This window comes from Pseudomonas sp. Irchel s3a12, from assembly GCF_900187485.1.
In the GTDB taxonomy this organism is placed as follows: domain Bacteria; phylum Pseudomonadota; class Gammaproteobacteria; order Pseudomonadales; family Pseudomonadaceae; genus Aquipseudomonas; species Aquipseudomonas neuropathica.
The window spans coordinates 53,682-66,080 of sequence record NZ_FYDN01000001.1 but is presented as its reverse complement, the minus strand read 5'-3'; the positions used below and the strand labels follow the sequence as shown (position 1 = coordinate 66,080).

The window sequence follows — 12,399 nt, the reverse complement described above, 5'->3', positions numbered from 1 at the left end:
TTGATCTGAAGAATATTCATCAACGCGCGAGACGTTGTGCCCATGAGCTAACAGCATCTTCAATCAATGCATGGGCATGAATAAAAGCGGCCTTGCCTTGACGATACGGATCTTGTATTTCACGCTCGCTCTGCCACTTGCCGAGCAGAAATACTTTACCCCTCGCATGAGAGGCAATCTTCAGTACTTGATTAACATGCTGTTTTTCCATGACCAGAATCAGGTCTGATTCATTGACGATGTCTGCGGTCAGTTGCCGTGCCATGAAGCCTTCGGCGTTATGGCCATGGTCTTCGAGCACTTGCCGCGCGGACGCTTCTACACCCTCGCCCACCCGCGCCGACAGGCCTGCGGAGGAAACGGTGATCGCTGAGGGGGCCAGCGCGTTACGCAACATCAGCTCTGCCGTCGGACTACGGCATATATTGCCCACGCAAACGACAAGGATCTTGCTGAACAAGGTTTTACTTTCCTGTGTAATGTCAAACGGCCAACATCCGAGAGCAATTGAATGAACCCTCAAGATCTTCCTGCACTCAGAAATAGATTCGCCCTGTTAGTACCGAAGCATTAAGTACCACAGCGTTTAAAAGCTCCCCAACCACTATTAACGGACTAAAAATAACTGTGATTTTCAGATGATTGTTTCCCGACAAAAACTAACATTCGCGCACTAAGTGCCATCACCTCACTCGAAAATTGAGAAACGAGATCATTTATTCGCAGTTGTCACTTCTCTTCGGGAGAGCAGACATGAAACCAACACATCTCAAAAAACTCGGCGCGTTGGCGTTGATGGTGGCAGGGGCTACGACTCAGGTTCACGCCAGCGCCCTATTTCCCAACCTTCCAGCCAAGAACATCGGCGTGCAGGTGAAGATCCAGAACTTCACGGCCACCGACGCCGCGCAGATCAAATCGGCAGGCTTCGGTTTTGTCCGCTTCGGTGTGTGGAGCGACAGCCTGACAGCCAAGGCTTATCAGAAACAGGTCAGCGATGCCTTTGCCGCAGCCCAGTCTGCGGGCTTGCCGGTGTTGCTGACGGTCCGCGCGATCAAGGCGTTGCCCGCCACCTCGAGCGCCGAGGTGACCACTGCCGGTGAAGGCTTCGCCAAAGCCGTGACGGGGCTGCAACAGTCGTACAGCGCGCAACTGGTGGCGATCGAGTTATGGAATGAGCCGGACCTGGAAACCTACTGGCCGACGCGCAATTTCGACACCACGTTTGTGCCGTTCATGAGCGGCGTGTGCAAGGCTCTGCAGGAGCAACCGCTATCGACACCCGTGATCGGTTACGGCTTCGCCCGCCCGCCTAGCGCAGGCTCGGCTGCAACCGTGGCGCTGAACCGCATCGTCAGCGAATACCCCAAATGCCTGAGCGCCGTGTCCTACCACCCCTACGGCATGACCGCCACGCAGATCAGCAACGCGCAAAACTTCATTCAGCAAAACTTCCATCTGCCGGGAGTCATCAGTGAATGGGGGATCTCGGCACTCGCCTCCAATGGTGGGCCTGAAGGACAAGCAAGCAAGATCAACACGTTTATTGGCGATGTTAAAAAACTCAATATTTCGCTGACGTCCATTTATGAATGGAAGAACAGTGATTCGGGCAGCAACGATCGCGAGAAGAACTTTGGCCTGCTGACCTCTGACGGTCAGCCGAAACCGGCACGTATGTCCGTCGAAGCCCTGTTGAACGCCCAGTAGCGCATGCACAACCGGCCTGTACGCAGGTCGGTTGCTTTGAACCTGTTGGCTGTTTTGGCATCGTATTCATCGATACCGCGTCCCGCCTTTCAAACAATCGTTTTCAGGTTGTTGCTGCAGGGGCCATCGATACACGCACCTACCCTTGAGTGGCCGTCAGCGCTCGGGTAATGTCATCAGACCCATAGGACAGAGCACGCCCATGACTTCCAAGCTGGAACAACTCAAACAATTCACCACCGTTGTTGCCGACACCGGCGACTTCGAAGCGATCGCCCGAGTCAAACCGGTCGACGCCACCACCAACCCTTCCCTGCTGCTCAAAGCGGCGGCCATTCCGGCCTACGCCGAGCTGCTGAACGCCTGCGTCAGCGACTGCAAGGGCGATGTCGGCCTGGCCAGCGACCGTTTCGGCGTCGCGGTGGGTCAGGAAATTCTCAAAGTGATCCCGGGCCGTATTTCCACCGAAGTGGATGCGCGCCTGTCGTTTGATAAAGATGCGGTACTGAAGCGCGCACATCGCCTGATCGAACTGTACGACAAGGCCGGCATTGGCCGTGATCGCGTATTGATCAAGATCGCCTCGACCTGGGAAGGCATCCGCGCCGCCGAAGTGCTGGAGAAGGAAGGCATCCAGACCAACCTGACCCTGCTGTTCTCCTTCGCCCAGGCCGCCGCTTGCGCCGACGCGGGTGTGTTCCTGATTTCGCCATTCGTGGGCCGCATCTACGACTGGTACAAGAAGGCCAACGGCAACGACTACACCGGTGCTGATGATCCGGGCGTACAGTCGGTGACCCGCATCTACAACTACTACAAGGCCAATGACTACAAGACCGTGGTCATGGGCGCGAGCTTCCGCAACCTCAATCAGATCGAGCAACTGGCCGGCTGCGACCGCCTGACCATCAGCCCGGACCTGATCGACAAGCTGGCGGCCGATACCGGCAAGCTGGAGCGCAAACTGGCGCCGGGCAACGCCGGTGAAGCCCGTCTGAGCCTCAACGAAGCGCAATTCCGCTGGTTGTCCAACGAGGACGCAATGGCCACCGAGAAACTGGCTGAGGGCATCCGTCAGTTCGCTCGCGACCAGGAGAAGCTTGAGGCGCTGTTGCAGGCCAAGCTGTGATTTGAGTTAGCGAAATGCAAAAAGGGCGAACCTGTGAGGGTTTGCCCTTTTTTGTTGCTGCCGGAAATTGTAGGTGTTCTTACGGGCGCTTTCGCGAGCAGGCTCGCTCCCACAGGGGGATTTGTGATCGACGCTACGTCAGTGTGGGAGCGAGCCTGCTCGCGAAGAGGCCCCTCCGGTCGGCATCACTTAATGCCGCTCGAGGGCATTCACCAGGTCATGAAACGCTTCCCGGTTGGAATCGTTCAGGCCCATGAGGATCTTGTGCGCTTCGAGCACCTTGATCCGCACCACTTCTTCCGACTGGTCCTGATCAGGCAGGTCGTCCAGACACTCGGGACATGGCACCGGGTGGTTGACGATGTTGAACACCTGCTCGAAACCCATCGATTGCAGCAGACGGGTGATGTCTTCGTGGGTGGTGACGACGGTCGGCAGCAGGCCGACCTTCTGCCGCGACAGGATCGACAGTTTGGCCAGCAGGCCCAACGTTGTGCTGTCGATGCTGCGGGTTTCGGTCAAATCGATCACGATCGCGTTGAAATTCAGCGCGGTGAAGATTTTCTCAATAGTCGCATCCAACGCCGAACACAGGGTCAGGCGAACTTCACCGACGAACTTCAGGACAAAGGTGCCGTCCTGCTCGGCGAACTGGATTCTACCGGTACTCATTAAAGATTCCTGCTCAACACCAACAGGGCGATATCATCCGGCATCTCCCCTAGCGTGGCCAATCCAAACACTTGCCGCAGACCATCCAGGCTGCCGCCCGCCGACTTCACCCGTTGAGGCAAAGCGGCTTCTTTTTCTTTGAGCGTAGGTTCTGGCAAAAGATCCAGAATGCCATCGGACATCAGCGTCAGGCTGAACGTCGGCGGCAGCTCAAGCACGTGATCTTCGTAAGTGGCTTCATTGAAAAGCCCCACTGGCAGACCACGCCCTTCGAGATAACGAACACTGTCAGGCGTGTACAACACAGGCAACGGCAGATGGCCGCCGATGCTATAGGTCAACAAACCGGTCTCCTCGTCGATGACTCCACCGACCATTGTGACGTGTTTACCCAGCTTACAACTGATCAGCCCCCGGTTGATATGACCAAGGACTTCCGAAGGCTTGAATTCCGGCAAGGTGCCGTTGCGCTTGGATTCGAACAGCAAGCGCGTGGTCATGAACTTCAGCAGCACGGTGACGAAGGCTGAAGAAGCGCCATGCCCGGATACATCGGCCAGGTAAAATGCGACCCGGCGCTCGTCGACCCGGAAGTAGTCGACAAAATCACCCGACAGGTACAACGACGGGATGATCTGGTGCGCGAACTTGAACTCGTCGATGCTCCACGGGCTTTCCGGCAGCATGTTCATCTGCACCTGGCGACCGGCGTTCTGATCTTCCTGGAGCAGGTTCAGGCTGGCTTCAAGCTCGCGGTTGGCCTTTTCCAGCTTCTCGCGGTAGCGCTGGTTTTCCACCAGCAGGCGCGCACGATCGAGGGCCCGGCGCACAGAGTGCTCGAGCACAGCCAGATCTTCGAGAGGCTTGATCAGGTAATCCGCCGCGCCCAAGCGCAGGGCCTCGACCGCGTCGTTCATCACGCCGGCACCCGACACCACGATCACCGGCGTTTGCGGCGATCGCTCGGTGACCTGACGGATCAGTTCGAGACCGCCCATCTGCGGCATGCGCAGATCGCAGATGACCAGGTCGGGCGTGTCTTGCTCGAATACCTGAAGACCCTGTTGGCCGTTGCTGGCCTGCAGGACGCTGAAACCACTGTCTTCCAAATAGGCCGCGAGGCTCGCGCGCACTACTTCGTCATCATCGATTATCAGCAGCGTGGCACTGGTTTTTGGCATGTGGGCAAACGGCGCCAGAATTAGGTTGGCGTAGTTGGCGGGGCATCTGGCCCTGCGCAGACTACTGGATTCGCTTTCTAGCCTCTCTGCTGCACCGCTTTCGAGCATTGACTGCAAACGCGGTTGCACCAGAGGTGCCCTTCTAAGGCGCAGACGGTACTCCCATCCGCAGAGCGTTTCAAGCATGCGCCGATGGTCGCTTGACGACTTTACTTGTCAAATCACCGAGAGTTATAAGAACAGCTCAAACCGTAACCCAATGGAAGGACGAACCTATGAGTCAAACCAGTCGGGACTACAGCGAAAAGCGCGATTTCATCCGCATGCGGGTCGATGCCGATGTCTTGTTGATTCATGAAGGTGATGAAGTTTCAGGGGTGTGCATCGACCTCTCCAGCAGTGGCATGCAGGTCGAAGCGCCGCGCCAGTTCGCGGTCGGTGACCGTTTGAGCGTGCGGATCGACTCTGAACACGCAGCGTTAAGTGGGCTTGAAGCCGAGACCGAAGTGGTGTGGATCAGGCCACAGGACGGCGGCGGCCAGAAGCTCGGCCTGACCATTCTGAAAATGAAATAGCTACACACAAAAAAGGCGACCCTGAGGTCGCCTTTCTTTTTACCGGTCGAGATTAAAAATCGTCTTCGACCTGGCCATCCTTCACTTTGAACTCGCGGTTCTGCAAGTAAGCGTTGCGGATGAAGGTGTACTTGTCGCCGCTGATCAGCTTCTCGCTCGACAGCAGGCTGGCGCGGGTGTCGACGATGTTCAGGCCGAAGATCGAGTTACGCGTAGGCACGTGGTCGATGTAGCGGTACATACCGGTGTAGCTGTCGACGTACTTGGAAGGCGCATCACGCAACGTGCTCGGCCCCATCAGCGGCAGCATCACGTATGGACCGCTACCTACGCCCCAGTAACCGAGGGTCTGGCCGAAGTCTTCGTCGCTGCGGTTCAGGCCCATTTTGGTGCCGACATCGAAGAAGCCGAGCAGACCGAACGTGGTGTTGAAGATCAAGCGCGCCGTGTCGACGCCAGCGGCAGCCGGTTTGGCCTGCAGGATGTTGTTGGCAAGGTTGGTGACGTCACCGACGTTGCGGAACATGTTGTGGATGCCGTCTTCAAGGAACTGCGGCGTGACAAACTCATAGCCCTGGGCCAATGGCTTCAGCGCGTAAGTGTCAACGAAGTCGTTGAACTGGAAAATCGGGCGGTTGACGCTTTCCCAAGGGTCTTCTTCCGTTGCCGCCTGAGTGGCGAACGGCGCCAGCAACAGGCCGGCACATACACTTAGCTGAGCGAGCGGATAGCTCCAGCGCATAGAAAAACTCCTTGGATTTGTACTGTCGCGGACATCGGAGTCCGGGCATTAAGGTCGCTAGTATAAGCGTAAACGCCGGTTTGGACAGTCGGCCAATTGTGCAAAGTTGTAGGACGCTTCCCACGTCGCGCTTCACATAGCCGTCACGCAACTGTCACCTGGAATGACTAGCCTTATCGCTATTTCAGGGACGTTGCCATGTCACATGCCGAAACCTTGCCCCTCGCCGCGCCGGGCCTGACAGCCGTACTGTTCGGACTCAGCGGCTGTCTGGTGGATTTCGGTGCTCGTGCCCGGCAACAGACGATCGCCCTGCCCGAGCATGCCGAGGCAACACCGGGCGCGCTCGACAGCCTGCACAATTTGCAGCGCCAGCAGATTCCCTGCGCCTGGCTGGATGAACTGCCCCCTGCGCTCGCCCAATCGTTGTCGGCCTTACTCCCGGCGTCAATCAAACCTGCGCAACATTCGGCAACAATCAATCCGTGGCCTGCGCCGAACGCCTGCTGGCAAGCCTTGATGGACTTGAACGTCGCCAGTCTGGACGGCTGCGTATTGGTCAGCGGTGAGCCGCGCCTGTTGCAGGCCGGCCTGAACGCCGGGCTATGGACCATCGGCCTCGCCTCCTGCGGCTCGCTGTGTGGCCTGGCACCCCACGAATGGCAAGCCTTGAGCCAGAAAGAACGCGAACACTTGCGCGGCAAGGCGACCGTGCAGTTATTCGGGCTGGGCGTGCATTCGGTGATCGATCATTTGGGCGAACTCGACACTTGTTTGGCAGACATCAGCCTGCGCCGCCTCAAAGGCGAAAAGCCCTGATCGGGATCATGCAGGTTTGCCGGGAGTGGATTAATCTAAAGGTCAGCCATAGACCTTTGGCGCGCGGCTGCGGTCAATGCCAGTGCCTATTGATAAAAGGAAAACACCATGCCCGCCCAAGAACTGCAAAAACAGCTCGAGACCCTGCGCGAGCAGCTGGAGCAGAATCCGCCGCTGACGGAAGTTGAGCGTGAAGACTTACATGCGTTGATGGCGCAGATTGAATCGGAAATCCAACTGGAAGCGGCTACTCAAGACGCCAGCATCGTCGATGGTGTGAATCTGGCAGTGGAGCGTTTCGAAGTCGAACACCCGACCATTGCCGGCACCCTGCGCAATATAGTCAATGCGCTGGGTAGCATGGGGATCTGATTCCCCCGTAACGCAAAAAGCCCTGCCATCACTGGCAGGGCTTTTTCATTTCCGGACTTGAAATACAGTCCCTAGTGGGAGCGAGCCTGCTCGCGAATACGGTGGATCATTCAACGATGATGTCGACTGACACTACGCATTCGCGAGCAGGCTCGCTCCCACATTGGATATCGCGCATTCCGGATCTTTATTGACGCACGAGCCGGTGGTTCGGCAGCTGTACGCTTTCGGTGCTGCGATACGGGTTGATATCCAGACCGCCGCGACGCACGTAACGTGCAAATACCGTTAATTTCTCGGGTTTCAACAAGCGCTGCAGATCGAGGAAAATCCGCTCCACACACTGCTCATGGAAGTCCGAATGCTGACGGAAGCTGACGATGTATTCCAGCAAACTCGCATGATCCAGCGCCGAGCCGCGATATTCCACCACCACACTGCCCCAGTCCGGCTGACTGGTCACTGGGCAATTGGATTTGAGCAGATGGCTGTGCACGCTCTCTTCCACAATCCGCGAATCATCGCAACGTAGCAGTTCCGGGCGCGGATGCTCATAGTTGCTGACACTGATATCCAGATCGTCGATGCACACGCCCGGCAACGCCACGACGCCTTCCGCTTCAACGTCTTTCAGGCTGCGAACCCGCACCCCTACCGGTTTGCCGGCGGCGGCGGACAAATCCTTGATCAGTGTCGCCTCCAGGCTCGCAACGTCGGCAAACGCGGTCTGGTTCAGCGAGTTCAAATACAACTTGAACGACTTCGATTCGATGATATTCGGCGAATCCGCCGGAATGCTGAACTCGCCGATCGCCACCACCGGCTTGCCCGACGGCAGCAGCCACGACAGCTCGAAGCAGTTCCAGAAATCCACACCTTTATACGGCAGGGTTTCGGCGGTCAGGCCCAGTTCGGCCCATTTCGCGGTGCGCGGAATCGGGAACAGCAGGGACGGCGTGTATGTGGCGATGTATTCGCTGGATTTGCCCAGCGGCGAATGTTCGGCTGCGGGATGCATGGCGGAAACCTGACTGAAGAATCAGCGGATTCTACCAGTCTTTGCCCGCGCCTTTGAGTGCTTACTGACTGACCGTCAGTTTGCCGACCATGCCCGCCTGATAATGCCCGGGAATATTGCAGGCAAATTCCAGGATCGTCGCTTTGCTGAAGGTCCAGGTCAGCTCGGCAGTTTTGCCCGGCTCGACCAGCACGCTGTTCGGATCGTCGTGCTTCATGCCGTGGCCCATCGCCGCGTGATCCATGCCAGCCATGTCGTGGGACATTTCCTTCATACCGGTAGGCGTAAGCATGCCGCTTTGCTGCATCTGCAACATTTCCTGCTGGTGTTTGGCGTGCATCGCTGCGTCACCGAGGTTGAATTCGTGCAACAACTGGCCTTTATTCACCAGCACAAAACGAACGGTCTCACCGGCCTTGATCTGAATCGCCTTGGGATCGAAGGACATATCACCCATCACCACCTCGATACTGCGCGCGGCGTTGGCGGCAGGTGCTGGCTGGCCAAAATCGTAGGTGTGAGCTGGCGCGGCCCACACTGGCGAACTCAGCGCCACCAGACAGGCAGCCAACGTCAGGGATTGGCGTAAAAACATGGTCGTTCTCCAACAAGTTAAGGTTCAGCCTGTGGGAGACTTTAGCCGGCCTGCGCTGGCGCCTACCTGACAGGCAGATTACAACTTTGTCAGGTTGGCGCTTACCGCACGCGCTCACGGTATAAAGCCTTAGTTACTACAACCCGAGTCGCCCATGAAACTGTTGATCGTCGAAGACCAAGCGAAAACCGGCCAATACCTGCGCCAGGGCCTAACCGAGGCTGGGTTCAACACGGAACTGGTGGCCGACGGCAACAGCGGTCAGCAACTGGCGCTGAGCGGTGATTACGCGCTGCTGATCCTCGACGTGATGCTGCCGGGTCGCAGCGGCTGGCAGATTCTGCAAGCGGTGCGCAGCGCCGGACTGGATACGCCGGTACTTTTTCTCACGGCCAAAGACGCGGTGGAGGACAGGGTGCATGGCCTTGAACTGGGCGCCGACGACTATCTGGTCAAACCGTTCGCCTTCTCCGAACTGCTGGCGCGGGTGCGCAGCCTGTTGCGTCGCGGCAGTGCTACACAGCAAGAAACCAGCCTGCAATTGGCCGATCTGCGTCTGGACCTGATTCGCCGTCGGGTCGAACGCAGTGGCCAACGCATTGATCTCACCGCCAAGGAATTCGCGCTATTGGAAATGCTTCTGCGCCGTCAGGGTGAGGTGCTGCCGAAATCGCTGATCGCCTCACAGGTCTGGGATATGAATTTCGACAGCGACACCAATGTTATCGAAGTGGCGATCCGCCGTTTGCGCCTGAAAATCGACGACGAGTTTCCCAACAAATTGATCCACACCGTGCGCGGCATGGGTTACGTGCTCGAAGAGCGTGGCGCCTGATGAGCCGGCTGTCTCTGAGTTCGCGTCTGGCCTTGTTGTTTGCCGCTTGCACCGCCGTGGTTTCACTGTTTGCCGGGGTGCTGTTCAACCGCGCCAGCGAGGCGCACTTCATCGAACTCGACCAACAGCAACTGGACGGTAAGCTGATTGGCCTGCGCCGCGCCTTGCAGGATGTTCAACCCGCTCAACGTGAGGCGCGGCTGGCGGATGAGCTGAGCCGTCAGGCCGATCTGTCGTTGCGCATTACCGGCACTGACGGCCAGCGCTGGTATGACAGTTCGACGCAAATCCCCAAGGATTTGCCGCAACAATCCGGCCTGTTGACAGTTAGCAACGACGGCACCGATTACCGCGTGCTCAACGCCCCGCTCTACCCGGAAAACGCCGATTCCCCGCAACTGACAATGCTGCTGGACATCACCCATCACCAGCACTTCCTGCAACGCATGCAGCATCTGATCTGGCTGACTGTCGGTCTCTCGGCACTGGCCACCGCTTTGCTCGGTGCCTGGGCAGCACGCAGCGGCTTACGGCCATTGCGGCGCATGAGCGCGGTCGCCCGTGGGATTTCCGCACAATCGCTGAATGCGCGACTGCCGGAAGCGCAAATGCCGCCCGAGCTTGCGGAAATGGCCCACAGCTTCAACGCCATGCTCGCACGCCTCGACGACTCGTTTCAGCGGCTCTCGGCGTTTTCCGCCGACATCGCTCATGAGTTGCGCACGCCATTGTCGAACCTGCTGACCCACACTCAAGTCACCCTCACCCGCCCTCGGCCGATCGAGGATTACCGCGAAGCGCTGCACAGCAACCTCGAAGAGCTGCAATGGATGGCACAACTGGTCAACGACATGTTGTATCTGGCCAAGGCTGACCACGGTTTGCTGATGCCCAAGCGCGAAGCGCTGGAACTGGCGGACGAGACCGATGTGTTGCTGGAGTTTTTTGCGCCGCTGGCGGAGGACGCCGGGGTCAAGCTGACGCGCGAGGGCAATGCGCGGATCGAAGGTGATCGCAGCATGTTGCGCCGTGCCTTGTCGAATTTGCTCGATAACGCGCTGCGGTTTACCCCGGTCGAGGGCTACGTGAGCTTGCGGATCGTTGATCAACCGAACGCGGTACGCATTTCAGTCGAAAACAGTGGCGAAGGGATTTCTGCGGAGTTGTTGCCACGCCTGTTTGATCGATTTTATCGGGCCGATCCGGCGCGACAGGAAGGTAGCAGTGAGCATGCGGGATTGGGGCTGGCGATTACTCAGTCGATCGTCCGCGCCCATGGTGGGCAGATTCATTGCGAATCTGAAGCGGGATGGACGCGGTTTGTGATTGAGCTACCTCGAACCTGATCGTTCCCACGCTCTGCGTGGGAATGCAGCCCGGGACGCTCCGCGTCCCTTCCAGAGCCGAACGCGGAGCGTCCGTTGAGGCGTTCCCACGCAGAGCGTGGGAACGAGCATGGAGTCGCTTACGAATATCTCAACGCGTGAGCCGGCTCGATCTTCGCCGCTCGCCACGCAGGATACACCGTCGCCAGGAAGCTCAGGATAAAGCCCGCCGAGCAGATCAACAGCACATCCCCACCCTGCAATTCCGACGGCAAATTGCTGACGAAATACACATCAGAACTGAAGATGTGCTGCCCGCTGACTCGCTCGATCCAGCCCACGATCTGACTGACATTCAGCGCGGCGATCACGCCCAAAACGCCGCCAATGATCGTGCCGACAATCCCGATCACGGTGCCCTGAACCATGAAGATCGCCATGATCTGTCGTGGCGTGGCGCCGATGGTGCGCAGGATCGCGATGTCCGCGCCCTTGTCGTTCACCACCATAATCAGGGTCGCAATGATGTTGAACGCCGCCACCGCGACGATCATCAGCAACAGCAGGCCGATCATGGTTTTTTCCATCTTCATCGCACTGAACAGGCTGCCCTGGGTGTGGGTCCAGTCGTCAGCCTTGAACTCGGCGCCCAGGCCGGCAGCGATGTCCGAAGAGACTTTCGGCGCGGCGTACAGATCCTTGACCGCCAGACGCACGCTCTGTACCTGATTCGGCTGCCAATGCTGCATGGTCGCAGCGTCCGCCACATGGATCAGGCCCATCGAGCCGTCCAGTTCAGCGCCAACCTTGAACACGCCCACCACGTTCAGACGCTGCATGCGCGGGGTGATGCCGCCCGGTGCGGTGCTGACTTCCGGGACGATCAGGGTGATCTTGTCACCGACGTTGAGGCGGAAACGGCGCGCGGTGATTTCACCAATCACCACACCAAACTCGCCCGGCTTCAAGGCATCAAGACGACCCTGCACAATGTGCTGAGCAACGATAGAAACCTTGCCTTCCTGCGCCGGATCAACGCCGCTGATCTGGATCGGCTGCATCAAGCCCTTATAGGAGAGCATGCCTTCCATCTCAGTGAACGGCACGGCGGCGGTCACTTCAGGATTTTTCATCGCGGCGGCGGCAACCGGCTGCCAGTCATCGATCGGCTTGACGCCCACGATGGTGGCGTGCGGCACCATGCCGAGGATGCGCGAGCTCATTTCGCGCTGGAAGCCATTCATCACCGACAACACCACGATCATCGCCAGCACGCCGAGGGCGAGGCCGATCATCGAGGTCATCGAAATGAACGAAACAAAGCGATTGCGGCGCTTGGCGCGGGTATAGCGCGTGCCGATAAAGATCGATAACGGTCTGAACATTCGCTGGGGCACCGTATAAAAATAAAAGACCCGACGCCTTT

General features: G+C 58.1%; 14 protein-coding genes. 7 read left to right on the top strand and 7 right to left on the bottom strand.

The genetic code is table 11. The annotated features are described in order from the left end of the window. Positions 1 to 19 precede the first annotated feature (19 nt). Positions 20 to 460, bottom strand: a complete 441-nt coding sequence (locus CKW14_RS00290; protein ID WP_095124331.1) for a low molecular weight protein-tyrosine-phosphatase — start codon at positions 458 to 460, stop codon at positions 20 to 22. A gap of 293 nt (positions 461 to 753) precedes the next feature. Between CKW14_RS00290 and CKW14_RS00285 the strand changes: the two genes are divergently transcribed. Together CKW14_RS00285 and tal are read left to right on the top strand one after the other, a co-directional pair. After that, positions 754 to 1,710 (top strand): cellulase family glycosylhydrolase, encoded by a 957-nt coding sequence (locus CKW14_RS00285; RefSeq protein WP_095124330.1) that lies wholly within the window; start codon positions 754 to 756, stop codon positions 1,708 to 1,710. Between the two features lie 202 nt (positions 1,711 to 1,912). Further along, positions 1,913 to 2,839: a transaldolase gene (gene tal, locus CKW14_RS00280; RefSeq protein WP_016986723.1), complete on the top strand. Its 927-nt coding sequence runs from the start codon at positions 1,913 to 1,915 to the stop codon at positions 2,837 to 2,839. A gap of 189 nt (positions 2,840 to 3,028) precedes the next feature. On the opposite strand, the gene rssC is transcribed toward tal, so the two are convergent. Together rssC and rssB are read right to left on the bottom strand one after the other, a co-directional pair. Beyond that, the gene (rssC, locus tag CKW14_RS00275; protein WP_003226553.1) at positions 3,029 to 3,511 is read right to left on the bottom strand and encodes an anti-sigma factor antagonist RssC; all 483 of its coding nucleotides are present in this window, start codon (positions 3,509 to 3,511) and stop codon (positions 3,029 to 3,031) included. Continuing rightward, the gene (gene rssB / locus CKW14_RS00270; protein WP_095050481.1) at positions 3,511 to 4,692 is read right to left on the bottom strand and encodes a two-component system response regulator RssB; all 1,182 of its coding nucleotides are present in this window, start codon (positions 4,690 to 4,692) and stop codon (positions 3,511 to 3,513) included. Before rssB ends, rssC begins: the two co-directional genes overlap by 1 nt. 275 nt (positions 4,693 to 4,967) lie before the next feature. Between rssB and CKW14_RS00265 the strand changes: the two genes are divergently transcribed. Then, the gene (locus tag CKW14_RS00265) at positions 4,968 to 5,267 is read left to right on the top strand and encodes a PilZ domain-containing protein (RefSeq protein ID WP_095124329.1); all 300 of its coding nucleotides are present in this window, start codon (positions 4,968 to 4,970) and stop codon (positions 5,265 to 5,267) included. 52 nt (positions 5,268 to 5,319) lie between these two features. Here CKW14_RS00265 and CKW14_RS00260 read toward each other — a convergent pair whose 3' ends face one another. Further along, the gene (locus tag CKW14_RS00260) at positions 5,320 to 6,009 is read right to left on the bottom strand and encodes a VacJ family lipoprotein (protein WP_038362262.1); all 690 of its coding nucleotides are present in this window, start codon (positions 6,007 to 6,009) and stop codon (positions 5,320 to 5,322) included. Between the two features lie 198 nt (positions 6,010 to 6,207). On the opposite strand from CKW14_RS00260, the gene CKW14_RS00255 reads away from it, so the two are divergent. Both CKW14_RS00255 and CKW14_RS00250 read left to right on the top strand, forming a co-directional pair. Further along, the gene (locus CKW14_RS00255) at positions 6,208 to 6,828 is read left to right on the top strand and encodes a phosphatase (protein ID WP_095050479.1); all 621 of its coding nucleotides are present in this window, start codon (positions 6,208 to 6,210) and stop codon (positions 6,826 to 6,828) included. A gap of 108 nt (positions 6,829 to 6,936) precedes the next feature. Further along, positions 6,937 to 7,200: a DUF4404 family protein gene (locus CKW14_RS00250; protein WP_095050478.1), complete on the top strand. Its 264-nt coding sequence runs from the start codon at positions 6,937 to 6,939 to the stop codon at positions 7,198 to 7,200. Positions 7,201 to 7,387: 187 nt separating this feature from the next. Here CKW14_RS00250 and queF read toward each other — a convergent pair whose 3' ends face one another. Continuing rightward, complete coding sequence (gene queF / locus CKW14_RS00245; RefSeq protein ID WP_095124328.1) at positions 7,388 to 8,218, bottom strand: NADPH-dependent 7-cyano-7-deazaguanine reductase QueF; 831 nt, start codon at positions 8,216 to 8,218, stop codon at positions 7,388 to 7,390. Between the two features lie 61 nt (positions 8,219 to 8,279). Beyond that, positions 8,280 to 8,813, bottom strand: a complete 534-nt coding sequence (locus CKW14_RS00240; RefSeq protein WP_095124327.1) for a plastocyanin/azurin family copper-binding protein — start codon at positions 8,811 to 8,813, stop codon at positions 8,280 to 8,282. 154 nt (positions 8,814 to 8,967) lie between these two features. Between CKW14_RS00240 and CKW14_RS00235 the strand changes: the two genes are divergently transcribed. Together CKW14_RS00235 and CKW14_RS00230 are read left to right on the top strand one after the other, a co-directional pair. After that, a complete protein-coding gene (locus tag CKW14_RS00235; protein ID WP_038362249.1) occupies positions 8,968 to 9,648 on the top strand; it encodes a heavy metal response regulator transcription factor in 681 nt (226 codons plus the stop codon). Continuing rightward, positions 9,648 to 10,994 (top strand): heavy metal sensor histidine kinase, encoded by a 1,347-nt coding sequence (locus CKW14_RS00230; protein ID WP_095124326.1) that lies wholly within the window; start codon positions 9,648 to 9,650, stop codon positions 10,992 to 10,994. The genes CKW14_RS00235 and CKW14_RS00230 overlap by 1 nt, the downstream gene beginning before the upstream one ends. A 119-nt stretch (positions 10,995 to 11,113) precedes the next feature. On the opposite strand, the gene CKW14_RS00225 is transcribed toward CKW14_RS00230, so the two are convergent. Beyond that, entirely contained in the window at positions 11,114 to 12,358 is a 1,245-nt protein-coding gene (locus CKW14_RS00225; protein WP_093433700.1) for a lipoprotein-releasing ABC transporter permease subunit, read from the bottom strand. Positions 12,359 to 12,399 lie beyond the last annotated feature (41 nt).